Consider the following 26,857-nt stretch of genomic DNA (forward strand, 5'->3'; position numbering starts at 1 on the left):
GAGGAGGTGACCCATGGCTGATCGCTCTGTTGCCTGGCGGATGACACTCGATTCCACCGGGATCGTGACCGGTTCCCGCCTCGCGAAGACCGCCATGCTCGACCTCGAGCGCAACGGCATCGCGAAAGCGCGCCTCGGACTGGCCGGGCTTGAGAAGTCAGCGAAAGAACACCCCCAGGCATGGCAGGCCGCCGGTGCCGCGGCGGCCGGGTTCGGCGGCGCTGTCGCTGTCGGGTTCGGCATGGCCGGCCGCGCCGCGATGCAGTGGCAGTCCGACTTCGCCGGTGTCACGAAGACCGTCAACGGCACTGAGCGGGAACTCTCGGGCCTCGAACAAGGGCTGCGGAACCTCGCACGCAAGGAACTGCCAGCCAGCACCACGGAGATCGCCGCCGTCGCCGAGGCGGCCGGACAGCTCGGCATCAAGACCGGCAACGTCCTCCTCTTCACCAAAACCATGATCGACATGGGCGAGTCGACGAACCTGTCCGCCGAGGAGGCGGCGTCGTCGCTGGCCCGGTTCTCCAACATCATGGGCACCAACCAGAAGGACATGGGCCGCCTCGGCGCCGCCGTCGTCGGTCTGGGCAACAACTTCGCCACCACTGAGCGCGAGATCGTCGAAATGGCGATGCGCATCGCCGGCGCCGGCCGCCAGGCCGGCATGACCGAGGGCGACGTCCTCGGCCTCGCCACCGCACTCTCCTCCGTCGGCATCGACGCTGAGGCTGGCGGCACCGCGATCTCCATGGTGATGAAGAAGATCGGCAACGAGGTCTCCGGCGGCGGCGACAAGCTCGCAACATTCGCTGAGACCGCCGGCATGTCCTCGGACCAGTTCAGTGCTGCCTGGCGCGACAACGCATCCGGCGCCCTGCAGACGTTCATCGCCGGCCTCGGCCAGGCCCAGGCCAACGGTCAGAACGTCAACCAGACCCTCACCGACCTCGGCATCACCGGCATCCGCGAAGCCGACGCCCTGCTCCGCCTCTCCGGCGCATCCGACGTCCTCAAGCAGGCGCTCGCCACCGGCAACGAGGAGTACGCGCGGGGTATCGCGCTGATGGAAGAGGCGAACAAGCGCTACGACACCGCCGAGTCCCGCGTGCGGATCGCCGGCAACGCGATCAAGGACTCCGCGATCAGCTTCGGAGACGTGTTCCTCCCCGCCGTCGCGGATGCGGCTGACGGTGTCGCGGGGTTAGCGAATTGGATCTCCGACCTCCCCGAGCCCGTGAAGCAGGCTACGGCGGGGGTCGCGGGTATCGCCGGGGCCGCTGGGCTCGCCGGAGGAGGGTTCCTCCTCCTCGCGCCGAAGGTCTTCGAAGTCATCGACGGATTCAAGACCCTGAATCGAGAGCATCCTCAGGTCGCCGGCGGACTTACCTCGATGAGCAAGGCAATCGCCGTGGTCGGTGCGGCATTCGCCGCCGCCCAGGTCACCGGCGCCGCGTTCAGCGCTGTCCTCAAGCAGGGCACCACCAGCAGCGCCGAGATGACGGCCGCGCTCGTCCAACTGCAGAATCCCGAGAAGATGGGCGTCAAGGACACCATCCTCGACCCGAAAATGTGGGAGAACACGCAGGGCTGGTGGACGAGCACCGGTGATGAGATCAACAACTGGGGCGTCGCTCTCGAACGCACCACTGCCTCCGGTGCCGCGTTCACCGTGTGGATGGACAAACTCCTCAACGTCAAGTCGGACATCTCGAAGGCCAACGAGAACATCGAGGCCACCGACAAGGCACTCTCCGACCTTGTCTCCTCTGGTGGCCTTGAGACCGCTCAGCAGGGCTTCGCCGCGATCGCCGACGAAGCAAAACGTTCCGACGTCGACCTGCAGACCACGTTCGAGAAGTTCCCCCAGTACCGCGATCATCTGACGAACATCGCGCTCGCCGCAGGCCAGGCGACCGACGACCAGACGCTGATGAAGATCGCGACGGGCGAGATCACCCCGGAGATGCTCGCCGCCGGCGCCGCAACTGACGAACAGGCTCAGAAGCTCAGCGACCTCGGCGTGGAGGCCCAGTCGACCGGTGACAAGATCTCCCAGCTCGCCGAGGAGATCCGGGGGTTCGGCTCCGCGACGCTCAGCGAGCGTGAAGCACAGCGCGCGTTCCAGGAGTCTCTCGACTCGGCCACCGAGGCGTTGGAGAAGAACGGGAAGACTCTCGACATCACCACGCAGAAGGGCCGGGACAACCAGGACGCTCTCGACGGGATCGCGCAGGCTGGCAACGAGGCCGCCGCGTCCATGGCGGAGAACGGTGCGTCTGCCGAACAACTGAGGTCGTCTCTGCAGACCTCCCGCGAGGAGCTGGTGCGCACCGCGCGTAGCTTCGGCATGACCAAGTCCGAGGCCGAGGCCTACGCCGACCAGGTGCTCATGACCCCCGAGGAGGTGCGCACCCGCGTCAAGGCTCTCGGCATTGACTCGGCCCTCGACGGCATCACCTCCGTGCAGGAGGCCCTCGCGAACGTCAAGGACAAGAACGTCTGGGTGCGGGTCAACGAGGTCTACGTCCGGCAGGAGGGCAACAAGAAGGTCTACTCCTCGGACCCGAAGAGCAAGAACACCCAGAAGTTCGAGGCCGCCGGCGGAATCCTCGAGTACATGGCCGACGGCGGCCTGCGCCCCATGGCACCGATCGCGGAGATGGTGCCACCGAACACGTGGCGGGTCGTCGGCGACCGCATGGACGTCGACGAAGCCTACGTCCCCCTCGACGGGTCACGCCGGTCGTGGAAGATCCTCGCCGAGGCCCTGCAGCGAATGCCCGGCACTCTCCCCATGGCCAAGGGTGGTATCGCATCGACCACCCCGGACGATGCGAAGCGTCGCCTCGCCGAGGCCAAGGAGAAGGCCGAGGAGCGCCGCCGCGCTGAGGCTGAGCGCCGCGCCCGCGTCGGCGAGCTCCGTACCGAGCTCTACACCGACATCCGCCGCGGCGACGTCCGTCAGCAGGTCACCAGTGGTCTCTCCGGCGCCTACTCCGCCGTCGACCGGCTCAACGCGCTCGCCGGCAACAAGGACCTCTCCGGCAGCGCCCGCCGCCGCGCCGGCATCGATGCTCGCCAGTACGAGAAGTCCCTGCGATCGCTGTACGGGTCGTTGGAGAAGCTCGAGAAGCGGACCGAGAAGGCGAAGGCGAAGCTCGACGAGCTCAAGCAGATCCAGAACTCGGTGTCCTCGTCGATCCAGAACAACGCCTACAAGCTCGACGTCGACTCTCAGTGGGCGCAGGACAAGAACGGTGTCTGGCAGCAGACCAAGGGCGTGTCCGGGGTGCGCACGAACGCGGCCGCCGCGGCGAAACGCGTCCGCGACCTCTCGGCCAAGCTCAAGCGCCTGCAGCGCATGGGCTACTCGGGTGCGATCCTGCAGGAAGTCGCCCAGGCCGGATCGATCGAGGAGTCGATCACCGTGGCCGACGAACTCCTCAAGGGCACCAGCGGCGACGTCCGCTCGATCAACGCCTCCTACAAGGACATCGAGAAGTACTCGAACCAGGCCGGCGCCTACGTCACCGAGGGGTTCTACAAGGGCGGCGTCAACGCGGCAGCCGGCCTCGTCAAGGGACTCGAGTCCCAGCAGAAGGCTGTGGAGAAGACGATCGAGAAGATCGCCCGCGGCATGGAGAACTCCCTCAAGCGAGCCCTCGGCATCAAGTCCCCCTCCACAGTCATGTACGCCCGCGGCCTCGACACCGCCGCCGGCCTCAACAACGCCCTCCTCGACTCCATCACCCAGATCGAGGACACCGCGGGCCTCCTCGGCCTCGCCGCCGTCCCACCCCTCACCTCGCTCGGCCCCATCCCCACCGACTACGCCGCAGCACCCTCGGACACCGCGGCGCTCGCCTCAGACCCGACGGCAGCGGTGGGTGTGCCGGCGCCGACGGATCTCGCCGGCTCTCAGGCGGGTGCCGAGGTGTCGTGGGAGGACACTGTCACGACGACGTCGGATGCTCTGACGTCGATGCAGGCCCTCACAGAGGCCGCGTATCTCAAGATGACCTCGGACACCGACGCGTCCCTGCTGGCCCGTCAGGAGGCCACCTCGACGGCGATGACGGGCATGTCGGAGACGCTGTCGTTGGGGATGACGACGATGTCGACGACTCAGTCGACGAATCTCGCGTCGATGACGGCGAACCAGGCCGCGAACCTCTCCACCATGGCGAAGGCTCAGAAGGCCGGCTGGGATTCGATGAACGCGCAGACTGCGTCGTCAGTGTCCGCGATGCGCTCGGGTGTCGACGCGACGATGCGCGGGATGAACGCGGACCTCTCCGACACGCTCGGCACCCTGGGGCGCACGGCGTCGTCCGGGTTCGATTCGATCGAGCGTGGCGGCAAGGACTCGTTCGAGGGTCTGCGGTCCGGGATCGACCGGACGATGGAGCGTACTCCCGGCGACGTCGGCGAGTCGCTGAACCGCACGATCAGTGTGCTCTCGTCGTTCGCGGCCGCGGTCAACGGGGCGTTCGGTGACGTCGGGGTCAAGCTCAAGGCACCTGCGAAGCTGAAGTACCGCGACGGCGGCACCCTGCCCGGCTACTCGCCGCGCCAGGACATCCACCAGTTCTATTCCCCCACCGGTGGCCGCATCGACCTCTCCGGCGGCGAATCGTTCATGGTTCCCGAGTGGACGAAGGCCATGGGCGGCGAGGCCGGGATCAAGGCGCAGAACCGTGCCGCCCGGGAGGGCCGCCTCGAGGACCTCTACGCGATGCAGGCCGAGCACTTCGCTGACGGCGGTGTGTGGCGCGGCCTGTGGGGCATCGTCAAGTCGAAGTTCCCGTCGGCGACCCTGAATTCTGCGTACCGTGGCGGCGCGACCACTGTGTCGGGCAACAAGTCCTACCACTCGCGTGGCATGGCCGTTGACCTCGGCGGGCCGATGCGTCAGATCTTCGACTTCCTCTACAACAACTACCGCAACTCCGCCGAGATCATCTACTCCCCGGCCGGTGGGCGCCAGATCAAGAACGGCCGCCCCTACACCTACTCGGGTGCGGTCCGGAAGATCCACTGGAACCACGTGCACTGGGCGAACCGTTCGGTGCCCGGTGGTGCCGGCGCGGACATGACACCGGGCTCGTTCTCCGGGGACGACTTTATGCCGCCCTCGCACCCGTTCCTCGACCGTGCGGGTGTCGCCGCCGGCGCGAACCTCGAGAAGGCGTACCGGAGGGCTGCGCAGAAGCTCACCGGGGAAATGTATGGCAAGTTCTCGAAGCAGCTCCCGGACGGGCTCGCCGGGCAGCTGGGGCGCGGCATCATGTCCCGCGCCGCCGAGGGTCTGGTGAAGAAGGCCGCGGACTACGGCAAGTCGCAGACGTTCGTGATGCCCGGCGGGTCCGGTGTGGAGCGGTGGCGTGACACTGTCATCCAGGCCCTCAAGCGTGTGGGTCTGCCCACCACCGACGACTACGTCAATGCGTGGTTGCGGCAGATCAAGTCCGAGTCCGGTGGCAACCCGAGCATCCGCCAGCAGGTGCGTGACGTGAACTCGGGTGGCAACGAGGCGATGGGTCTCGTGCAGGTCATCCCGGGCACGTTCGCGGCCTTCCGCGACAAGTCGCTGCCGAACGATCGCACGCACCCGCTCGCGAACCTCGTCGCCGGCATGAACTGGGCGAAGTACAAGGCGAAGCGCCGCGGCTGGAACATGCTCGACTTCATCGGCAAGGGCCACGGCTACGCCGACGGCACCCTCGCCGCGATCCCGGGTCTCGCCGAGGTCGGGGAGGACGGCTTCGAGCTCGTCCGTGACCGGTTCGGCAAGTGGGCGCGCCTCGGCGGCGACGGGTCGAAGGTCGTGAACTTCGCCGGCGGCGAGCAGGTCATGCCGCACAAGGAGTCCGTCGCGATCGAGAACCAGGTGATGCGCGGTGTGCCCTCGACGATCGGCCTCGACGACGCCTCCGTGAAGGCGATCGCCGCGGCGGCGGCCGGCCAGATGACGAAGGCCGACATCGCGGGTCTCCTCGACGGCGTCCAGATCACCCTGTCCGTCGACGGGCAGCAGATGACCGGGTTCGTCCATTCCACGGTCGGCAGCGGCTACACCGACGCGAAGCGCACCATCGCCCGTTCCTCCACCCTCCTCGGGAGTTGACCATGCCGACCCTGTCCCATTCTGAGTTCGATCTGCGCGGGTACCGCTTCGGCCCCGGCCACCCCGTCTACCTGAGCGGCATCGAAACGCCGGGCCTGGTGTGGCGTGACCAGGATGTCCTCAACCCCGTCGCCGGGGGCGTGTTCTTCGGACGCGACTACAAGGACGTCAAACCGTGGGGGTTGAAGTTCACGATCACCGGTACGGACCCCGCCGAGGCCGCGGCGAACTACTTCGCCCTGGTCAAGGCGTGGGAGGCGCCGGACGTGCGCGACCCGGGCGCCGAGGTGCCGCTCGACTTCGCGCTGCACGACACTATCCGCCGCATCTACGGTCGCCCCCGCGACCTCAAGCTCACCGAGCCCTCGGACCTCTTCGTCCTCGAGACGCTCAAGGCCGAGGCCACGTTCCAACCCTCGTCACCGGACCTCGTCGACGGCGTGTCCAGACAGCTCAAGATGACGATGACCCCCGGCCGGGCCGGGGGTTTCGTCTTCCCGATCGTCTTCCCCTGGGGCACCACGCAGGGCGGCACCCGGCAGGGCATCATCTCCGACGGAGGCGGCACCACCCCCACCCATGACGTGCTCATCGAGGTCCACGGCCCCGTCAGCAAGGCCGTCGTCACCGGTCCGGGGTGGCGGTTCGGTGTCACTCAGAACCTGCCGTATGACCGCTCCATCATCCTCGACACCCGCCGGCGAACAGTCCTCTGGGACACCGGCGCCTCGGCGGCCGGCCTCATCAGCCCGGGCACCCGCCTCGATGACATCACGATCCCGCCCGGCCCGTCGGAGATCAAGTTCACCGGCGAGGACCAGTCCGGCACCTCCACCGTCACTCTCACGTGGCGGCCCACCATCACCACACTCTGAGGGAGATCACTCATGGCCTTGCAGAACATCCCCTGGGCGATCGGCGGCGGCGCCGAGAACGACGTCGAAGGCGCTCGCCTCGCCCTGTACGCGGCGACGAACGGCGGCCGCGGCATCATGGCCCCTCGTGACCTCCGGGTCACCGCGCTGCCGACCCCGGGCGGTGCGGTGCGCATCCACGCAGGTGCCGGTGTCACCCCGAACGACTACCTCGGCCCCGGCGGTGCAGGCCAGTCCTACGCAGTGCGCGAGACTTCGTCAACGGACTTCCCCGTACCGGCCACCGGGTCGTCGGGCGGTGCGCTGCGGTACCTCATCATCCGGATCAAAGACGAGCAGTACGACGGCGCGAAGCCGACGAACCCGGCCACCGACCCCCGCAACTTCTATCAGTGGGTGTCCGCGCTGCCGACGACGGTGCCGTATGTGCCGTTGAAGAAGCTCAACCAGCCGGCGAACACGGCGACCATCACGAACGACATGCTCACCGACATTCGGGAAATGGCGAACCCCCGCATCCTCGTCGTCAACCGGTCCCGTGCCTCGGTGGCCTCCGACCAGGGCATGGCGTTGAACTCGAAGGCGGCGGCCGGCGAGTGGTTCCCCGGCGACGGCACCCCGACCGGTGCCCGTCAGCAGATGTTCTGCCCGGCCTGGGCGACAGCGATGGTCGTCGAACCCGCCTGGTACCAGGTCCGCTACTCGGCGGCGAACGTGTGGGGACGGTACTGGATCAACTACGGCCCCTCCTCCGCCGAAGGCAACTACTCTGGCCAGCCGTTCCGGTACAACACGCAGGAGTTCGCGTTCGACGCCCCCGAGGGCAACATCCAACGGCAGCCGTGGTTGATGTCGGACTACCGCACCATCCACGCGGCAATGCGCGGACAGATGATGACGTTCGCGTTCCGAGCCCGTCGCCACGACTCCTCGACTGCCACCGGCGTCGTGCGCATGGACGGTCTCTCCGGCCTGTCGCTGAAGGTGACGTTCCTCGAAGAACCCGACCCGTCCACCGAGTGAGCACACGCCCATGACATGGCGCTACCTCGCAACCAGACTCAACGGTGACGGCACCGAGACGTTCCTCAACACGAACGTCCCACTGACCGATGTGGAGATCCACCAGGTCGTCAACGGCCACGGCGGACTCAAAGCCACCATCGAACCCGAACACCCCTCCCTCAAACAGGACGGGAAGTTCATCCTCGAGGCCGGCACCACCGGCATCTACGCCGAGGTCGACGGCCTCATCCGCGGCGGCGGCATCCTCGAGAACATAGACACCGACGGCCCGAAACTCGGACTCGACTGCGTCGGCCACACCGGGTACCTCACCGGCATGCCCTACACCGGGCACAAAGTCATCGAACGCGACGACCCCCTCAAGGTCTCCCGCCACCTGTGGGACCACACCCAAGCCCGGAAGAACTTCAACCTCGGCATCGAATTCGACGGCGACACGAAGTCCCGCACCATGTTCATCGGCGACGACACCATCCCCCCATCCACCACCCCGGTGAAGGTCACCCCCTACGTACTCGCGTACTGGCAAACCCACGACCTCGCCAAGGAGTTCGACGAACTCGCCGACCTCGCCCCCTTCGAATACACGCTCACCCACACCTGGAACACCGACAAAACGAAGATCCACCACACCCTCACCTACGGCTACCCACGCCTCGGCGCTCGCCGCACTGACCTGCGGTTCACCGTCGGGGAGAACGTCACCGTGCTCCCCCAGTTCAAGACCGACGCGGACTCCTACGCCTCGAACGTCATCGTCCTCGGTGCCGGCGAGGGACAGAAGATGATGCGCGCCGAAGACGCCGACCCCACCCCCGGCCGCCTCGGCCGCTACGAGGTCGTCGCCGACAAATCCATCACCACCCCCACAGCGGCCCGGCAGCGCGCAGCAGTCGAGCGCCGGGCACGCGACGGCCAGGACGACATCAGCGACCTCGCCGTCGCCCAACACCCGAACGCACTCCTCGGCTCCTACCAAGTCGGTGACGACATCCTCATCAACACCGCCGACGGCTGGCAGGGCCGACGCAGCGTCTGGGTGAAGATCCTCGGCATCCAGATCCGCCCCAACACGAACACGACCACCCTGCAGGTCCGACGCGCAGAGAAGGTGAGCAAGTGAGACCCCTCGACCGCATGGTCCGCGACATCGAGAACCTCAAGAAGGCACAACGCGCGCTCGCCACGGGGCCGCAGTTGGCGAATTCGTCGTTGGAGAACGGCACTCTCGATGTCAACGACGCGGACGGGAATCTGCGGATGATGGTCGGGCTGCAGGATGACGGCCGGCAGACGGTCACAGTGATCGGCGGCCCGACCCCGCCCACCCCTTCGGCCCCACAGGTCTCGGTCGACAACGGCACGATCGTTGCCCGCTGGGATGGGAACTTCGTCGACGAACTCGTAGCTCCCACGGATTGGTCACGCACGGAGATCCACGCCGTGCCCGGCGCCGCCGAGTTCGTCCCGACGAGGGCCACGGCCCGCGATTCCATCGTGGCCGCGTCGGGTGGTGAGGTCACGATCGGTGTCGAGAAGGGCACCTGGACGGTGTGCTTGGTCTCCTGGTCCCAGGCGGGGAAGCTCTCGCCGGCGTCCGGGTTCGTGACGGTCGAGGTTCCCGGGTATGGGGATCTCGTGCAGGCCGCGATCGATCAGGCGCAGAGACTCATCGACCAGGCGAAGCAGGCGTTGGAGGGGAGCCAGGAAGAGCTCGCGGGGAAGATCACCGCCGCCGAGACGGCACTCAATGGTCTCAAGACGACTCTCGGCGATCTCGCTGACACGACCCTCCCAAAACTGCGTGAGGATCTCACCGCCGCCGAGGGTCGCCTCGACGAAGCTGAGCAGGGCCTCGACGCCGTGCCGGGAGCGATCTCGGGTGCAGTCCAGTCGGCGGCCGATGCGGCAGCGCGCTTCGATGCCGAGTTGAAGTCGCAGATGGACCAGGCACTCGCGAACGCCCAGACCGCGCTCGAGGGTGGGATCACCGACGCACAGGCGACGGCCGACTCTGCCCAGCAGGCCGCCTTCGATGCCGGGTCGAAGGCCACCACGGCGCAGACCTCTGCGGACAAGGCGCTCGCCGACGCCGCTGCGGCGGCCGGGATCGCGAACGGTAAGGGCAAGATCATCGTCCAGGTGTCGGCACCGACCGGGTCGAACGCGAACATCAACAACCTGTGGATCGACATCTCCGGCACCCCACCGAAGAACCAGCCGAACCGGTACGACGGCACGAACTGGGTGCCGGTGACGGACAAGGCGGCCACGGATGCGGCCGCCGCGGCGGTGGCTGCACAGTCGAAGGCGGACCAGGCGAAGACCGCTGCCGACGCCGCGCAGACAGCGGCGGATGCGGCACAGGCCGCGGCGAGCAAGGCGCAGTCGGATGCGACGTCGGCGATGACCTCGGCGTCGACGAAGAACCGGGTCACCCGGTCCACCTCACGGCCCCCGGCGAACTACGACGGCAGGGTCGATGATGTGTGGTTCACCATGTCCACGATGGGCAGTGGCGGCCGTGTCCTGTTCCAGGAGCTGTGGAACGGCACCACCTGGGTGTCAGTGCTGGTCTCGTCTGAGGTCATCGCCTACCTTGACGCAGCGAAGATCACGACCGGGTTCCTCGACGTCGCCACCCTCATTCGTGCCGGTGCGATCACCGTGGACAAGCTCCTCATCGGCACGGAACGCAACATGGTGCCCAACGGTGACCTGTCGAAGGGCAGCGCGATCGGGTGGCCCACGTCGGTGACTTACAGCACGGACGCACCGCCAGGATATGCCGGATCGGTGAACAACTCCGCCAATCTCACAGTATCGAGTGACCTTGCCTCATTCGGGCAGTTCACGGTCACGCCCGCGGAGACACTTGTGCTCGAGGTATGGGTCAAGGCAGACAAGCCGAACTCGCGTCTCTATCTCGAGCTGCGGGCCCAGGACGGGTCGATGGTCGCGGATGGTTCGAATCGCTGGGAGGCAGTCGAGGGCACCGGTCCGGCTGGAGCATATTTGTACCCGGTGGCGAACTACGTCGTGCCGACGACGTGGACGAAACTCGTGCAACGGGTGAAGGTTCGCGCTGGCGTGAACAAGGTCTATCTGTCGCGGGTGTACTTCAACCATGCCAATGGTTCAGAGCGCACAGCGACGGTCTCGCTCGCTGGCCTGAAGCTGTACAAGGCTGTCGGTGGCACCCTCATCGAACCGGGTGGCATCCAGACCCCACACCTCGCGGCGAACGTCCTCGAGGTCTCCAACCTCAAGGCGGGGCTGGCGGCTATGGCTGAGGCTGTGGTGCAGAAGATCGCCGCCGCCACGGCGTCGATCCAGCAGGCCGACATTCGGAACCTGTTCGTCACCGGCCAGTCCACCCTCTCCACCGTCGTCGCGCAGACCATCGCCGCCGACGTCGCGAAGTTCCTCAAGATCGAGGTCGGACAGCTCCTCGCCGGCACCGCCACCATGGACCAGGCGACGGTCCGGAAGCTCTTCGCCGACGTGGTCGTCGCCGGCATGGCCGTGGCGACCGAGTTCATTGGTGAGAACGCGATCCTCACCGGTGCCGTGACAGCGTCGAAGATCACCGCAAGCGAGGAGTTGTGGGCGAAGATCGGTGAGTTCGTGCGCATCCGCACCGGCATGCTCGAGGCCGATGCGATCGACGGCATGGTCATCACCGGTGCCACCATCCAAACCGCCCGCACCGGAGCACGTGTCACCCAGGACGCGTCCGGTATCGCCGTCTACGACGACGCCGACGACTGGCGAGTCAGACTCACCCCGTATGGGTCCACGTTCAAGGGTGACCTTGAGGCCGAGTCCATGGTGGCGACTGGCCCGGCGGAGTTCCGGCACACGGAGAACCGGCTCGGGCAGGGGGCGAAGCTCGTCCTCGAGGCGGGTGTTACGGACCCGACCGCACCCCCGGTGGTGCAGCCGTATTGGGCCTCCGTGGGGTTCACTCCTCCTGAGGGTGGAGTCCTCTACGGCCTGGCCTACGCGGATGGGAAGTACTGGACGTTTGTCGACGTCCCCAACGCTTCCGAGGTCGACCGCCTCATCTCGATCGACCCGGCCACCGGAGTCGTCGGCGACAACATTCCGATGACGGACCAATTCTGGGCTGCCGGGGGTGTCACCGCGATCGGCTCCGAACTGTTCCTCCTGGGTCAGAAGTCCGGCACCCCGTACAAGTACTTCGTGCGCGTGTACTCCACCGCCGGCGCGTTCCTCCGCGAGTGGGAGTACACCGACGTGGGCTGGTCGAAGACGAACCCTCTGACCTACAAGCCGGGCATCGGCACGGACGGCACGAACGTCGTCATCGCTCAATGCACCGACGCCGGGTCACTGATTTGGCGCACCTACAACAAGACGACCGGTGCGACGATCGCGACCGTCGACTGCAAGGACGGAACGAAGTCCGACGTCGGCGGAATCTACATCGGCCCCGGCGACTGGGGTGGCGGCACGTTCGTCACCGTCCGCAAGACCTCCGGCAACGTCGGGGACGCGATCGTGACGTTCTCCACCTCCGGGGTGTGGGATCCCGCGAAGTCGTGGAAGACAGCGGAGAACGGCCGCGACACGGGCCTGGCCTTCGCTGATGGGAAGTTCCGCACTCTCAACGGCGGAGGTGGCCGCATCAACGAGTACGCGCCACCGACGACGGGAGATGACTCCCCGGACTGGTGGGTGGCGTACCGGTGGGAGACCGATTTCGACAGCGACAACGCCCTCGACTACACGTCGCGGATCAGTCCCCCGACACGGTTCACATGGCCTCGTCGTGCTCGCCTGAAAGCGTTGGGTTCGCCGCTGCCGGTCGGAGTTGAAACGATCGGTGGGTTCACCGCGAAGAAGGCCACGACACCCGAGCGTACTGACTTCCGGCGTTCGTTCACGAACACCCAGCAGGGCAAATCGGTGGCGCTGTGGCACTACCTCGACAGTGAGACCACAGTCCCTGCCGAAGTGAACACGTACCCGACCGCGACTCCCGCGACGATCGCCTCGGCGTCGAACACGTTCGAGGTCAAGGGTGACGGGTCGGGCCGGTGGGGGCCGCTCTCGTTCAGTCAGAACACCGTCACCGGTGTCCCGAAGGTCGCCTCCGGGGTGGTGCAGCTCAACGTGCCCTCGAACAACGGCCGCGTCTCGGCAACAGTCACCCTGCCTGCGGGACGCTTCACCACGAAACCCGCCATTCAGGTCACCGCCCGCACCGCATGGCCTGTGGTGCACGCGGCGACTTTCATTGACGAGACGACCACGAGCTTCGTCGTCTGGGCGCGCAGGGACACTGCCGGCCCGATCGACGTGGCATGGACTGCGATAGGGGAATGAGATGTCAGACCTGTGGGCAACGTGTCTCACACCGGATTGTGTGAACGAGGGTGAACCCGTGCAGCTGACCGACCCTGAGATGCTCGTCATCTGCGGGCCGTGCGGGGCACCGGTCACGGAGAAGTCCACCACCCCACCCGAACCGGTCGAGGAGGTGGACTCGTGAGGGGTCGGCACTCGTACATGCTGCCGTCCATCCTGCGGGTCAAATTCCGGCTCGAACCAGCCCCAGAATGGCTCCTCACCGCGCTGCTCATCATCCTCGCCGGACGAGGACTGGGCAGCGGACTCGACCTTGCCCTCGACCCGGACACGAGCAGTGACATCTACGCCTACGCCGATATCGTCGGTGCCAACACCTGGGGGTGGTTGCAAGCACTGGCGTCCGTCCTGCTTCTGTTGGCCATGGCCTCCCGGTGGCTTTCTGCGATTCTCGCCACCCAAGTCGTGATCACCGCGATCTGGTTCGTCTACGGCATCGCGATCTTCCAGGGCACCCTCCCGATCATCACCGAAGACGGTGGGCTCCGGAACGCGTTCAACCCGTGGGCAACCGCCGCGGTGATGTTCATCGGATTCCTCGCCACAGTCGACCAGATGCGGCGGAGGATCGCCCGGGATGGGAGGCCCGCATGATTCCCACGCTGCCGCCGTCGATGATGGATGCCCTCGTTCAGGCTGGTGGTGGTGCCGGGTTCATCGCGTTCGCGATCGCTCTCATCGTCCAGGGCCGCCGCAGGGGCCTTAAGGAGCGCGCCGAGGAGGCGGAGAAGGGGCACAAGGACGCGACTGCGGAGATCGCCGAACTCAAGAAGCAGCTCCGGGAGATGGAGGAGAACTTCAACGAGCAAATGGCTGACCTCAAGGAACAGTTCACCAGAGAGATCGCGAAACTCCAACGTCAGAACGTGGGCCTCGTCACCGTGAACTACCACCTGCGCCAGCGCCTGGCCGAGAACGGTCTCGCTCACGACGACATCACCTGACCACCAACCACCCCACCATCACGCTCCCTGACGCATCGTCTCGGGGCGTTTCTCATGCCTGAAGGAGGCAACACCATGGCGTATGCGCTCGCCCCACGGATCGCGAGGGCGGTGAAGAAGTCCGGTCTCGAGGTCGTGTGGGTCGGTGACTGGGAGGGACGGGGCCGCGCGACCATGCGCGGCGTGAAGACGATCACCCTTCACCACACCGCGACCCCGAGATCGTTCAAACGCTCCACGGAGTACCCGACGTTCAACGTCGTCAAGAACGGGCGCCCGCGCCTACCTGGCCCGCTCGCCCAGTTAGGTCTAGGCCGCACCGGGGTCGTGTACGTGTTCGCGGCCGGCGTCGCGAACCATGCCGGGAAGTCCCGGTCGAGCACGATGACGAACTCGTATGCGATCGGCATCGAAGCTGAGGGTGCGATGGAGGACTGGCCGAAGGCGCAGTACGACGCGTACCTCAAGCTCGTGCGTGCCCTCCTCGACGAGTTCGACCTCTCCGAGTCCCGGGCGCTGCGGCACGCCGAGACGTGCTCCCCACCCGGGCGGAAGTCGGATGCCTCGTTCAACGGGGACACGTTCCGCAAACGCCTCAAGCTCACGAAGACCGGTGGCCGACCGCCGGCCCCGAAACCCACCACCCCCACACCCGCACCCAGGAAGGGAATCCTCGACATGTCATTCAAGACCTCCGACCGCCGCACCGCGAAGCAGCCTCTGCCGCCGAACCGGGAGACGACGCTCAAGACCCGTGCGAAGAACACCTGGTCGTTCCTCACTTCCACGAAGCGTGGGGAGACGTTCATGGTCAACGCTCACATCACGATCAACGGCCTCCGTGAGGGGCAGGTCGCTGAGGTGTGGCTGCGCCTCGGCGAGTACAACGCGAAGACGAAGAAGGGCGCCACCCGCTACGACTACAAGCGGGTCACCGTGCATGGTCGCGCCGGCGGCGGCGACGTGCACGCCGAGCTCACCCAGGTCGACAAGTGCAACATCGGCCCGAAGATGAGCGGCGACATGCGCCTCTACGTCGTCGCGAAGAACGTCTCCGGTGATGGTGAGGTCGCAGTCACCGACATCAAGTGGACCGAGCTCACGGACTGAGAAGGAGCACACCCATCATGAAGATCGTCACCACACCCAACGCGTCGGCCACCCAGACCGAGCACCCTGCACGCACCGCGGTGCGCACGTTCATCCAGGCATGGATTCCCGGCATCATCGGTGCCCTCGTCGTCGTGCCCGAGATCGTGAGGATCGTCCTCGACGAGTTCACCCGATCCAACGTCGAACCTCCCGAGCAGCTGCGCCTCATCCTCGTCGCGATCGCCACCGGCGCGGCCCTCGTCTCCTCGGTCATCGCACGCGTCATGGCGATCCCCGGCGTCGAACGCGCCCTGCGGAAGCTCGGCCTCGGCGCGGCCCCCACGGACCCGGACTTCGGGAACTGGGACGGCCTCGACTCCGAGGACGTTGAACCTGTCGGAGACGGCGCGGACGACCCCGACGACACCCCGCCCGACCCGCAGGTCGACGGGGACGCCGAACCTGAGGGTGAACCGGATGAGGAAGGGTACACGGCAACGACCGCGTACCGTCCCGAGACCACCGGCGACGCCGACCCCACCGGGCCGGCCGACACCCCGAGGCACTGAAAGGACACCATCATGCCGGCACCGATCCTCCGCTACTTCACCTACGACCACCTCACCGACCCGCCCCTCCGGGCAACCTCGGAGAAGTTCGCGGCGCTCGCCGCCGAGGTGGACGGCGCGTTGCCCGACGGCCCTGAGAAGTCGACGGCGTTGCGGAAGCTCCTCGAGGCCAAGGACGCCGCTGTGCGCGCAGCACTAGACGCCTGACCTCAGCGCACGAATAGGCCCCCACCGCATCATGCAGTGGGGGCCATTTCGTCTTGTCCTCAGGCATCACATGTACGGTTCCCACGCGTCGTACTTCGACTGGAGATCCTCCATTGCCGTGACGAAAGCGAAGACCTTCTTCACACACTCCGAATCGGCCGAGCAATCGTCGGGTAGCGCCTCCCCCGCGTCTGCCGCCGCCACTGCGACTTTCTCGGTCGCACCCCAAATGATAGCGATCTCCTCAGGCGGTTCACCGATGTATGCTGGGACGCCGGGTTTCGTCGCGCCCTCGATCTTGAGCTTCGCCGTCTCAGCAGTCAGGCCACCGCCCAAGAGCAGAGCTTGACATGTCGGGTCTCCGGATTCGGTCGCCAGCGTCGAGCAGGTCGCCTCGTGCCAGTCGGCGAGCCAATCATCAACATCACCACGGCTCTCCGCGATGACAGAAGCGAACTGCTGCACCGAAGCGCCGGAGGTCTGTACCTCGTTCGTAGAGGGAACCGAAGCAGGCTCACCGGACGAGCAAGCTGACAACAGTAGAATGAGTGCGGTCGGGGCCGCGAGTACGGATGCATGCATGTTCGAAGCGTAGGCGCTCGCCTCGCACGCCGGAATACTGCTGTCGTTGTTTGTGGCCGTTCCGTTATCAGGCGATTGCGGCGAAGGAGGCGGCGTGGTGGAGCGCGTCGTCGTGGACGCTGACGTAGATCTGGGTGGTGGTGGGGCTGGCGTGGCCCATGAGTTTCTGGACGGCGCGGATGTCCTTGCAGCCGGCGTAGGTGATGGTGCCGTACCGGTGGCGGAGGCTGTGGCCGGTCCAGTCGCCGGGCATGGTGTCGGAGAGGACTTCGATGACGCGTTTGTTGGAGAGGTGACCGTTGATCTTGCCGGTGAAGGCCCAGCCGCCGGAGTTAGCGCCTGCTCGCGCACGGACGAGCTGGGCGAGGCTGGTGGGGATGGGGATGCGCCGGTCCTTGTCGCCTTTGCCGTGGGCGATGATCGAGGGGCGTTCGATGGGTCCGACGATGTCGGAGACGTTGACGAGGCAGATCTCGCAGGAGCGCATGCCGGCTTCGGCGCCGAGGCGGATCATGAGTCGTTCGCGTTCGGGGGCGACGGCGAGCAGCGGCCGTAGGAGCTCCTCGGGGAACGGCCGCGGGACACCGATGTCGGCGCGCACGCGCGGGAGGTAGACGGTGGGGTTGTCCTCGGTGCGACCGGTCTGGGTGGTCCAGCCGAAGAACGACTTGAGCGTCGATCGGTAGCTCGATCGTGTGGTCTTCTTCCACTCGCGCGCGCAGAGGAAGTCGGTGATGTCTTCGAGGGAGACTTCGCGGGGCGTGAGCCCGGTGTGGTGGGCGAAGCGCCGCATGTGGTAGCTGCGGAGGTAGCGGGTGGATTGGGGGTAGTCGGCGGCGGTCATCCACCGGGAGAACGCGTCGAGGTCCTCCGCCCACGCCACCGGGGTGGGAAGTGTCTGTCGCATACGCTGATCTTGGTGAGAATTTATGGAAACGACACTCGCGATTTCCATTTCGTGACCCATTCTAAACCGTATCGTTATTTAAGTTGACCTGCCATTTGAGTGTGGTTGAACATGAAATTTTGGCCACATCGACGCAGGTCAGATGGTCAACGACGCTCACGCTAAGCGAACACCTTACCCATTCTCTCATTTGAGTAGATCGGCGTACTCGCGTTCGGTGTCGGCGAGGCCAGCTTTTGCATTGCGGTAGTCGATGACTCGCCCGCCGAAGATCACGGTGTCGGTGCCGATGGTGGCGGCGGTGCCGGCGATCTCCCGGGCGAGGAAGTTCACGTGCGCCTCGAGGTGGTCGCGTCGGCGACCGAGCTCGACGAGACGGTCGGCGCGGGTGTTGAGGTCGGTCTCGGTGGTCATCGTGCGTCGACCTCCTCGAACTCTGCGGCTGCGGGGAACGCGAGCACTTCGGCGTCTCCGGAAATGGTGACATCGACGTCGGTTCGGGGGTGGAATGGGATGACGGCACCCTCGTTGACCTGGGGTTCGTCTGTCACGACTCTTAAACAGTGGGTTCCGGGTTCAAGTCCCGGGGGGCGCACCAGCCAAGAACCGCCGTCCGGATCATCCGGACGGCGGTTCTTTCGCATTCTCAGTCGACTGCGGACGCAGGTGCGGGCCTCACCCCTGGCCGGCGCGGGTTATAGGACAGAAAGTGTGTCTTTTCCGGGCGCGTCACCCGCGTCGTCCTCCCCACCCCTTCTGGATGCCGATGCCGTCTTCCCACGAGAACCCTGTCCCGTACTCCACCGGTCCGATCGGCTCCTCACGAGGAGCACGCACACGCTTCGGCGGTGCCCAATGCTCCGGCCCGACCAAGGACCACCCCGTCCCGGCCTGATGAGACCTCTCGAAGAGGAACCAGTCCACCCCACGCCGGGCATGCCCCTCACTCAACCCGCGGTGTGCCCGCAGCAGTCCTTTGATGCCCGCATTGATCCCGCCTTCTAACGCGTTCGTCGTCCGCGCGAGCTCGATACCCTCGTCAGCGGCATCCAACCAGGTGAACAAGTGTCCTTTCGCGATGATCCGTGAGAGGAAGAAATACGCTCGACGGGTCCGCAGATGCGTGTACCACCACGACTGTCCACGACGGACATGCGCCGGCCTCGCACCAGCGTCTTTGGCCCTGGTGCGGTGTTTGAGGAACCTTGACCACTTCGCCTCCCACGACGCGAACGCCGCCAACCACGCTGCTGCTTGATCGCGGGAGTCAACCCGCGGCAGCGCCTGGTACAGGCGCAACAGTTCCTGGTTGGCCGGCAAGCTCGGATTCCGGGTCAGGTGCCGGTGTCCGGCCTGCCGGATATGGAAGAAACACCGTTGGATGCGGGTATCTGGCCACAGCGTCTCGATCACAGTGGTCAAAGGACCGTTGCCATCGACGACGGCGTATCTCGGGGCAGGGATACGGGCGATCAACGCCGTCCAGGACGCGGTCTTCTCCCGATCACACCACTGCCAGTGAATGACCTTCTCCCCGGTGTAGGCGATGAGGACGCACCACCCGTTGAAATAGGTGCCATCGAGCATGATCTGGTCATGGATCTCCCCAGTCGCTGACACGGTCGGGGCGATTCGCCAGCACCATTGAGTGCGGCGGCGGAAGGTTCGGGTCGACCCGAAGTGATCGACAGCCGTCTGTGGTGCGGGACCGAGTAGCCAGTCGAGGAAGACCCGCAGCTCGGTTCTTCGTGTCGATACGGCCCGTGTACCGGTGCTGCTGGCCCCGCAGTTCGGGCACCGGTACCTCGGTGTACCAGCACTGGTCGTGCCGTTCTTCTTCAGCCTTGTTTGACAGATCACGCATGTACGTCGATTGCAAGCACCCCATCGATGCTAAGCCCGATCAGCTAAGCAAACCGGGTATTGCCGTTGGGATTGCTGGGCACGAGCCTGATCCGAGACACACTTTCTGTCCTATAGCCCGCCGGCGCGGGCGTAGGCGCCGAGAACCTGCCGTTCGGAATCGCCGAGGTAGTTCCCGAGCAGCGTCGAGGCGGCCGCGGGGCCGTCGCCGAGGTAGGTCTCATAGACCTCCTCGTTCCGCTCGACGAAGGGCGCGTGGAGGAAATCGAGGAGTTCGACCTTGAGGAAGGCCAGCCGCAGCTCGGCGAGGACATGACCGAAGGACCGCATGAGGCGGACGCTGTCAGAGAGCGCGACGACGCCGTTGTGGAACGCCATGTTCGCCGTGCCCACCTGGAGCCAGTCCCCCGCGTCGGCGGCGGCCTTCGCCTCCTCGATCGCCCGGAGCATGTCCGCGGCCCGCGGATGGTTGCGGGGCGCGTGGGCGAGCACGGTGCACTCGACGGTCCGGCGCACCCGGTAGATGTCGATGACATCGGCCGTGGACGGCGAGGCGACCGAGACGCCGCGGTTGGGAACATGGTCGACGAGCCCCTGCTCCCCGAGCACCCGGAACGCCTCGCGCAGCGTGTTCCGGGAGACGTCGAACTCCTTCGCCAGCGCCGCCTCGGACAGCCGGGCGCCGGGACGGAGCTCACCGGCGATGAGGCGATCGGTGAGCCGATTGACCAGGGAGGATTCGTGATTCACATCTCCATCCTAGTGACCGCGCAGCGAAGCACGTTGGACGGGGCGACAATTCGCCCTGATGTGTCGACCGCCGCCGTTGACGATTCTGTGATCCACGTCTACTCTTGTTGAACAATCGTTGGTAGATTGTTTACTAATTCAGCGGACAGCGCGTGAAGCAGGACACAGCAGTCGTCCTTCGCCGACGTCCGAGCGCACCATCGACCACACACCGCGACACCTCATCGGAGAGCCCATGTCACACACGCCCGTCTCGCCCCCACCCGACCAGGAGAGTCCGCTCGGCCGGCAGCACGAGAAGATCAGCCGCAGTGCCATCGTCGGTGCGATCTTCCTCATGGCCACCTCGGCGATCGGTCCGGGATTCATCACCCAGACGGCGACGTTCACCGCGCAGATGGGGGCGGCGTTCGCCTTCGCGATCCTCATCTCGATCCTCATCGACATCGCCATCCAGCTCAACATCTGGCGGATGATCACCTCGTCGGGCAAACGCGCAGCCCAGCTCGCCTCGTCCGCGGTGCCCGGCTCCGGCATCCTGCTCTCGATCCTCATCGTGATCGGCGGCCTCGCCTTCAACATCGGCAACATCGCCGGCGGTGGTCTCGGCCTCAACGCCCTCCTCGGCATCGATCCGAAGCTCGGCGGCCTGCTCACCGGTGTCCTCGCGATCGGGATCTTCCTCTTCAAGCGCGCCGGCAAGGTCGTCGACACCGTCGTCCTCATCCTCGGCGTCGGCATGATCATCCTCACCGTCATCGTCGCCGTCGTCTCCCAGCCGCCGGTCGGTGAGGCCCTGCGCCAGTCCTTCCTGCCCGAGACGATCAACTTCGCGACGATCACGACGATCGTCGGCGGCACCGTCGGCGGCTACATCACCTACTCCGGTGCCCACCGCTACCTCGACTCGGGTAAGACCGGCCCGGAGAACGCACCGGCGGTCATGCGCTCGGCGCTCTCGGGCATCGTCGTCACCGGCATCATGCGCTACGTCCTCTTCCTCGCGATCTTCGGCGTCGTCGCCTCCGGCGTCGTCCTCGACCTCGAGAGCCAGGTCGCCAACCCCGCCGGTCAGGCCTTCGCCGCTGTCCTCGGCGACGCCGGCATCCGGATCTTCGGGGCGATCTTCTGGGCAGCGGCACTGAGCTCGGTCATCGGGGCGGCCTACACCTCGGCGACCTTCCTCTCCGCGTTCTCGAAGAAGCTCGCAGGCGGCTGGCCGCTCCAGCTGGCCACGGTCGCCTTCATCGTCGTCTCGCTCGTCGTCTACCTCATCGTCGGTACCGCACCGGCGACCCTGCTCGTCTTCGTCGGCGGGTTCAACGGCCTCATCCTGCCGATCGGCCTGACGATCTTCATGTACATCGGCTGGTTCCGCCCGAAGCTCCTGCGCACCGACTCGTACCCGAAGTGGTTGCTCGTCCTCGGCACGGCGGCGACACTGGTGTCCTGGTACATGGCCGTCCAGTCGGTCGGCCCCATCTTCGCGATGATCGGAATCGGAGCCTGAGAATGACCACAGCCCAGCACGCACCCACGATCGACCTCAACTCCGACCTCGGGGAGAACGTCCCCGACCGCATCGTCAGCGACGATGAGGCGATGCTCGGCATCGTCACCAGCGCGAACGTCTCCTGCGGGTTCCACGCCGGCAGTCCCGAGGGGATTCGGGCCACCCTCGCCGAGGCGACCGACCGGGGCGTCGTCATCGGAGCCCACCCCGGCTACGATGACTACGAGGGCTTCGGTCGGCGGGCCCTCGACGTGCCCGCGGCGACCCTGCAGGCCCAGGTCGAGTACCAGATCGGTGCGCTCATGGGCCTGGCCACCGCGGTCGGCGGCACCGTCGGCTACGTCAAACCCCACGGGGGTCTCTACAACGCGATCGTCCACGACGAAGCGCAGGCGAGGGTCGTCGCCGAGGCGGTCAAAGCCGTCGACCCGAACCTGACCTTCCTCGGCCTCGCCGGCAGCGTGTCCAACCGGGTCGCCGCCGAGGTGGGACTGACCGTGGCCGCCGAGGCCTTCGCCGACCGCGCCTACAACCCCGACGGCTCGCTCGTCTCCCGCACCGAAGCCGGTGCCGTCCTCGACGACCCGGCGCTCGTTGCGGCCCGGGTCCTCCGCCTCGTCGAGACCGGGCAGATCGAGGCGATCGACGGCAGCACCATCACCGTCGACGCCCAGTCGATCTGCTTCCACGGGGACTCGAAGGGCTCGATCGAGATGGCGCAGGCCTCCCGCGCCGTCCTCGAGGAGGCCGGCGTCGTCATCGCTCCGTTCGCCGGTGCGCGGTCGTGACCGGCGCCGCCGCCCGCGAGCGCATCCGTCACGGCTTCACCGGCCCCACCTCGGGGATGGCGCCGGGATTCGTCCAGGCCAATCTCATCGCCGTCCCCGCCGACTGGGCCTTCGACGTCCTCCTCTTCGCCCAGCGCAACCCGAAGCCGTGCCCGATCGTCGACGTCCTCGAACCGGGACAGGTCGAATCGGCGCTCGCGAAGGGCAGCGACCTGCGCACGGACCTCCCCCGCTACCGGGTGTGGGAGCACGGTGAGCTCACCGGGGAGATCGACGACGCCACCGAGATCTGGGCCGAGCACCCCGACCTCGTGTCCTTCCTCATCGGGTGCAGCTTCACGTTCGAGACCGGACTCCTCGACGCGGGCATCCCGATCCGCCACCAGGACGCCGGGCGCAACGTCCCGATGTACCGGACGTCGAACCGATGCCGACCGGCCGGCCGGATCGCCGGCGACATGGTCGTCTCAATGCGCCCGATCCCCGCCCATCAGGTCGCCGAGGCGGTGCGCATCACCGACCGCTTCCCCGCCGTCCACGGCGCTCCCGTCCACATCGGCGACCCCGCGGCGATCGGCATCACCGACCTCGACTCCCCCGACTTCGGCGATGCCCCGGTCATGGCCGAAGGCGACATCCCCGTCTTCTGGGCGTGCGGAGTCACCCCGCAGGTCGCCATTGCCGAATCGGCACCGCCCTTCGCCCTCACCCACTCCCCCGGGCGGATGTTCATCACCGACGCCACCGAAAGCGACTACCGCCAGTGACCGAATTCCGCACGGCCTCCCGGCAGCACCTCCTCGTCGAGTGCGCCGACCTCACCGCGACCATGCGCCTCCACCACAGCCTCGAGACCGCGGGGCTGCCCGGCGTCGTCGAACTCGTGCCGGCCGCCCGCACCGTGCTCGTCCGCTTCGACCCGGGACGCACCTCGGAGCGGGAGCTCAAGGAGACCATCCGCGGTCTCGACCTCAGCTCTGGAAGCGAGGACGATGCCCGCACCGTGACCATCGACGTCCGCTACGACGGGGAGGACCTCGCCGAGGTGGCCGACCTCCTCGACGTCTCCCCCGCCGAGGTGGTCGCCCGCCACCAGCGGGCCCGCTGGCAGGTCGCGTTCTCCGGGTTCGCCCCCGGCTTCGGATATCTCGCCGGCGACGACCCGCTCTTCGACGTGCCCCGCCGCTCAAACCCCCGCACTCGGGTCCCCGTCGGCTCGGTCGGTCTTGCCGGGGAGTTCACCGGGATCTACCCGCGCAGCTCACCTGGAGGATGGCAGCTCATCGGCCGCACCGACGCGCGGCTGTGGGACCTCGACCGGGACCCTCCTGCGCTCTTCGTCCCCGGCACCCTCGTGACCTTCCGCGAGGCCGAACGGGAGAGCGTGCGCATCGGGGACGCGGACACCGAACGAGACACCGAACCGACCGCGGACTCGACGGAGACTGTCACCGACTCCGACTCCGGCTCAGCCTCGGCGCCCCATGCGCTCACCGTCGTCCAACCGGGACTCCAACTCCTCGTCGAAGACCTCGGGCGGCCCGGGTTCGCCTCGATGGGCGTCTCGAGCGCGGGAGCCGCGGACCGGGCGGCCCTGCGGGAGGCCAACCGCCTCGTCGGCAACGCCGAGGACACCGCAGCCCTCGAGAGCCTCGGCGGAACCGTCCTCGACATCACCGGCGACGGTGTCGCCGCGGTCACCGGGGCCGAGGGGCCGATCACGCTCAGCGGCGCGAACGGGGTCGTCCACCGGCCCGAAGTCGGGGAGGCGTTCTCCCTCGTCGACGGCGACCGCCTCGAGATCGGGGCGAGCGAGCGTGGGCTGCGCCGGTACCTCAGCGTCCGCGGCGGATTGGCGGTGACCACCGCGCTCAGCAGTGCCTCGAGTGACACCCTCGGGCACCTCGGACCCGCAGCGCTCACGGCCGAGGACACGATCGGACTCCACGGGCCCGCCAACGCACCGTTCCTCGTCGATCCCGGCCCCCGCCTCGGCGAGGGTAGGCACCTGCCGACACCGGGTGAGGTCGTCGAACTCACGGTCACCCTGGGACCGCGCGATGACTGGTTCACCCCCGCGGGGGTCGCCACCCTCTTCGACCAGGAGTGGACGGTCACCCACGAATCCGACCGGGTCGGCCTGCGGCTGAGCGGGGACGTTCCGCTCGAGCGGGCACGGACCGGGGAGCTGCCGAGCGAGGGCGCGGTCACCGGTGCCCTGCAGGTGCCGCCGAACGGTCAGCCCGTGCTCTTCGGCCCCGACCATCCGCTCACCGGCGGCTATCCGATCATCGGCAGCGTCGACGACACCGACCTCGCAGCCCAGCTCGCCCCGGGGGTCCGGATCCGCTTCCGGCGTTCGGATTCGGGTCCTGCCGACACTGCCGCCACCGTCGACTCCACCACCACCGACGAAAGCTGAACCATGTCGAGAATCCTCATCGCCAACCGCGGCGAGATCGCCGTGCGCGTCATCCGCGCCTGCGCCCAGAACGGGCACACCTCCATCGCCGTCTACGCCGATCAGGACGCCAACGCCCTGCACACGCAGCTCGCCGATGTCGCGATCGCCCTGCCCGGGACGACCGCCGCCGAGACCTACCTCAGCATCGAGGCGATCATCGCAGCCGCCCGGCAGGCCGGTGCCGACGCCGTCCATCCCGGCTACGGGTTCCTCTCGGAGAACGCCGACTTCGCCGCCGCCGTCGAGGACGCCGGGATGATCTGGATCGGACCGACCCCGGACTCGATCACCGCGCTCGGGGACAAGGTCACCGCCCGGCAGCTCGCCCAGAAGGCCGGGGCACCGCTCGCGCCGGGAATCGACCGGCCGCTGCGCGACGCCGCTGAGGTCGAGGAGTTCGCCGCCGAGCACGGCCTGCCCATCATCATCAAGGCCGCCCACGGCGGGGGTGGTCGCGGGATGAAGATCGTCCGCGAGATCTCCGACGTCGCCGGGGCCTTCGAATCGGCGACCCGGGAGGCCATCGAGGCGTTCGGTCGTCCCGAATGCTTCGTCGAGAAGTTCCTCGAACACCCCCGCCACGTCGAGGTCCAGGTCGTCGGCGACGGAAGGGGCACGGTCGTCGCCGTCGGCGACCGGGACTGTTCGGCCCAGCGGCGCAACCAGAAGCTCGTCGAGGAGGCTCCTGCCCCGAACCTCTCGGAGGAGCAGCGCGAACGCCTCCAGCGCTCGGCCGAGGCGATCTGCGCCGAGGTCGACTACCGAGGCGCCGGCACCGTCGAGTTCCTCCTCGCCGCCGACGGGACGATGACGTTCCTCGAGGTCAACACCCGGCTCCAGGTCGAACACCCCGTCACCGAGGCGGTCACCGGGGTCGACCTCGTCACCGAGCAGTTCCGCATCGCCTTCGGCGAGGGGCTGTCCCTGTCGGCGACCCCCGAGGTCAGCGGACACGCGATCGAACTGCGGATCAACGCCGAGGATCCCGGCCGCGGCTTCCTCCCCACGCCCGGGCGCATTGAGACCCTCACCGTCCCCGGCGGGCCCGGGGTGCGCTGGGACTCCGGGGTCCGTGCCGGTGACACCGTCCAGCCTGCCTTCGACTCCCTCTTCGCGAAGCTCATCGTCCACGGACCCGACCGGGCCACGACGATCGCGCGAACGATCACCGCGGCCACCGAGCTCGACGTCGTCGGTCCGGCCACCGTGCTCCCGTGCTCGCTGGCGATCCTCCGCCACCCGGCCTTCGCCGGGGAGAGCCTCGGCATCGACACGCAGTGGATCGAATCCCAGCTGCTGCCCGAGTTCGCCCCGCAGGAGAGGCCCGCGCCCGTATCGGGCGACGGGATCACCCGCGTCGACATCGAGATCGACGGGAAGCTCACGACACTCGGCCTGCCCGACGCGCTGCTCGCAGCACTCGGGTCGGTCGGCGGGACCGCCTCGGCGGGGACCGGAGAGGACGGGGACCGCGCCGAGGGATCAGTGGCCTCGGACGACGGATCGACTGCGGTGACCGCGCCTGTGCCCGGCAGCCTCGTCGACTTCCTCGTTGATGACGGCGCCGAGGTGGCCGAAGGCGACGAGGTCGCCGTGCTCTCGGCGATGAAGATGGAGACCCGGGTGCAGGCGGGAGCCGCGGGCACGCTCACCCATGCCGCGTCGGTCGGCGACGTCGTCGTCGTCGGGGAGGCCATCGCCCGGATCCGGTGAGGTCGGATGGGCAGAGTCCGTCCCGGCGGGTGCCGAGTCCTTC

Annotated in this window: 21 protein-coding genes; 15 read left to right on the forward strand and 6 right to left on the reverse strand. The window is 67.1% G+C overall.

The genetic code is table 11. The annotated features are described in order from the left end of the window. The first annotated feature begins 13 nt into the window (after positions 1 to 13). The 10 genes from ACQ1RG_RS16660 (at position 14) to ACQ1RG_RS16705 (ending at position 16,234) form a co-directional block, all read left to right on the forward strand. Entirely contained in the window at positions 14 to 6,127 is a 6,114-nt protein-coding gene (locus tag ACQ1RG_RS16660; protein WP_430600342.1) for a phage tail tape measure protein, read from the forward strand. Between the two features lie 2 nt (positions 6,128 to 6,129). Beyond that, positions 6,130 to 7,002, forward strand: coding sequence for a hypothetical protein (locus ACQ1RG_RS16665; protein ID WP_430600344.1), 873 nt, complete (start codon positions 6,130 to 6,132; stop codon positions 7,000 to 7,002). Positions 7,003 to 7,014: 12 nt separating this feature from the next. After that, positions 7,015 to 8,025, forward strand: a complete 1,011-nt coding sequence (locus tag ACQ1RG_RS16670; protein WP_430600345.1) for a hypothetical protein — start codon at positions 7,015 to 7,017, stop codon at positions 8,023 to 8,025. A 10-nt stretch (positions 8,026 to 8,035) separates the two neighbouring features. Beyond that, complete coding sequence (locus ACQ1RG_RS16675) at positions 8,036 to 9,151, forward strand: hypothetical protein (RefSeq protein ID WP_430600347.1); 1,116 nt, start codon at positions 8,036 to 8,038, stop codon at positions 9,149 to 9,151. Beyond that, positions 9,148 to 13,380 carry a hypothetical protein gene (locus ACQ1RG_RS16680; protein WP_430600349.1) on the forward strand — a complete coding sequence of 1,411 codons (4,233 nt, stop codon included), beginning with the start codon at positions 9,148 to 9,150 and terminating at the stop codon, positions 13,378 to 13,380. Before ACQ1RG_RS16675 ends, ACQ1RG_RS16680 begins: the two co-directional genes overlap by 4 nt. Positions 13,381 to 13,542: 162 nt before the next feature. Beyond that, complete coding sequence (locus ACQ1RG_RS16685) at positions 13,543 to 14,016, forward strand: hypothetical protein (protein WP_430600350.1); 474 nt, start codon at positions 13,543 to 13,545, stop codon at positions 14,014 to 14,016. Then, positions 14,013 to 14,366 carry a hypothetical protein gene (locus ACQ1RG_RS16690; RefSeq protein ID WP_430600352.1) on the forward strand — a complete coding sequence of 118 codons (354 nt, stop codon included), beginning with the start codon at positions 14,013 to 14,015 and terminating at the stop codon, positions 14,364 to 14,366. Before ACQ1RG_RS16685 ends, ACQ1RG_RS16690 begins: the two co-directional genes overlap by 4 nt. Positions 14,367 to 14,441: 75 nt before the next feature. After that, positions 14,442 to 15,476, forward strand: coding sequence for a peptidoglycan recognition protein family protein (locus tag ACQ1RG_RS16695; RefSeq protein WP_430600354.1), 1,035 nt, complete (start codon positions 14,442 to 14,444; stop codon positions 15,474 to 15,476). A gap of 17 nt (positions 15,477 to 15,493) precedes the next feature. After that, entirely contained in the window at positions 15,494 to 16,027 is a 534-nt protein-coding gene (locus ACQ1RG_RS16700) for a hypothetical protein (RefSeq protein WP_430600356.1), read from the forward strand. Positions 16,028 to 16,039: 12 nt separating this feature from the next. Beyond that, positions 16,040 to 16,234 (forward strand): hypothetical protein, encoded by a 195-nt coding sequence (locus ACQ1RG_RS16705; protein WP_278372240.1) that lies wholly within the window; start codon positions 16,040 to 16,042, stop codon positions 16,232 to 16,234. Between the two features lie 66 nt (positions 16,235 to 16,300). Here ACQ1RG_RS16705 and ACQ1RG_RS16710 read toward each other — a convergent pair whose 3' ends face one another. The 6 genes from ACQ1RG_RS16710 to ACQ1RG_RS16735 form a co-directional block, all read right to left on the reverse strand. Beyond that, positions 16,301 to 16,816 carry a hypothetical protein gene (locus ACQ1RG_RS16710; protein WP_197931915.1) on the reverse strand — a complete coding sequence of 172 codons (516 nt, stop codon included), beginning with the start codon at positions 16,814 to 16,816 and terminating at the stop codon, positions 16,301 to 16,303. 67 nt (positions 16,817 to 16,883) lie between these two features. Beyond that, positions 16,884 to 17,723 (reverse strand): tyrosine-type recombinase/integrase, encoded by an 840-nt coding sequence (locus tag ACQ1RG_RS16715; protein ID WP_197931916.1) that lies wholly within the window; start codon positions 17,721 to 17,723, stop codon positions 16,884 to 16,886. A 186-nt stretch (positions 17,724 to 17,909) separates the two neighbouring features. Further along, positions 17,910 to 18,137 (reverse strand): hypothetical protein, encoded by a 228-nt coding sequence (locus ACQ1RG_RS16720; RefSeq protein WP_430600358.1) that lies wholly within the window; start codon positions 18,135 to 18,137, stop codon positions 17,910 to 17,912. Next, the gene (locus tag ACQ1RG_RS16725) at positions 18,134 to 18,274 is read right to left on the reverse strand and encodes a hypothetical protein (protein ID WP_197931918.1); all 141 of its coding nucleotides are present in this window, start codon (positions 18,272 to 18,274) and stop codon (positions 18,134 to 18,136) included. Before ACQ1RG_RS16725 ends, ACQ1RG_RS16720 begins: the two co-directional genes overlap by 4 nt. A 178-nt stretch (positions 18,275 to 18,452) precedes the next feature. Then, a complete protein-coding gene (locus ACQ1RG_RS16730) occupies positions 18,453 to 19,583 on the reverse strand; it encodes an IS1249 family transposase (protein WP_144589524.1) in 1,131 nt (376 codons plus the stop codon). A 114-nt stretch (positions 19,584 to 19,697) separates the two neighbouring features. Further along, positions 19,698 to 20,336 (reverse strand): GntR family transcriptional regulator, encoded by a 639-nt coding sequence (locus tag ACQ1RG_RS16735; protein ID WP_430600360.1) that lies wholly within the window; start codon positions 20,334 to 20,336, stop codon positions 19,698 to 19,700. Between the two features lie 235 nt (positions 20,337 to 20,571). Here ACQ1RG_RS16735 and ACQ1RG_RS16740 point away from each other — a divergent pair, with 235 nt between their 5' ends. Genes ACQ1RG_RS16740 through ACQ1RG_RS16760 form a run of 5 tightly spaced genes read left to right on the forward strand, consistent with a single transcriptional unit; the run spans position 20,572 to position 26,814 of the window. Next, the gene (locus ACQ1RG_RS16740; protein ID WP_342474227.1) at positions 20,572 to 21,846 is read left to right on the forward strand and encodes an NRAMP family divalent metal transporter; all 1,275 of its coding nucleotides are present in this window, start codon (positions 20,572 to 20,574) and stop codon (positions 21,844 to 21,846) included. Positions 21,847 to 21,848: 2 nt separating this feature from the next. Continuing rightward, complete coding sequence (locus ACQ1RG_RS16745; RefSeq protein WP_342474228.1) at positions 21,849 to 22,637, forward strand: LamB/YcsF family protein; 789 nt, start codon at positions 21,849 to 21,851, stop codon at positions 22,635 to 22,637. Next, positions 22,634 to 23,404, forward strand: a complete 771-nt coding sequence (locus ACQ1RG_RS16750; RefSeq protein ID WP_063249123.1) for a putative hydro-lyase — start codon at positions 22,634 to 22,636, stop codon at positions 23,402 to 23,404. Before ACQ1RG_RS16745 ends, ACQ1RG_RS16750 begins: the two co-directional genes overlap by 4 nt. Further along, entirely contained in the window at positions 23,401 to 25,059 is a 1,659-nt protein-coding gene (locus tag ACQ1RG_RS16755) for a carboxyltransferase domain-containing protein (protein ID WP_430600363.1), read from the forward strand. The genes ACQ1RG_RS16750 and ACQ1RG_RS16755 overlap by 4 nt, the downstream gene beginning before the upstream one ends. 3 nt (positions 25,060 to 25,062) lie before the next feature. Continuing rightward, positions 25,063 to 26,814, forward strand: coding sequence for an acetyl/propionyl/methylcrotonyl-CoA carboxylase subunit alpha (locus ACQ1RG_RS16760; RefSeq protein WP_144589018.1), 1,752 nt, complete (start codon positions 25,063 to 25,065; stop codon positions 26,812 to 26,814). Positions 26,815 to 26,857: the final 43 nt, after the last annotated feature.

This window comes from Brevibacterium sp. K72 (assembly GCF_050562175.1).
GTDB lineage: Bacteria > Actinomycetota > Actinomycetes > Actinomycetales > Brevibacteriaceae > Brevibacterium > Brevibacterium casei.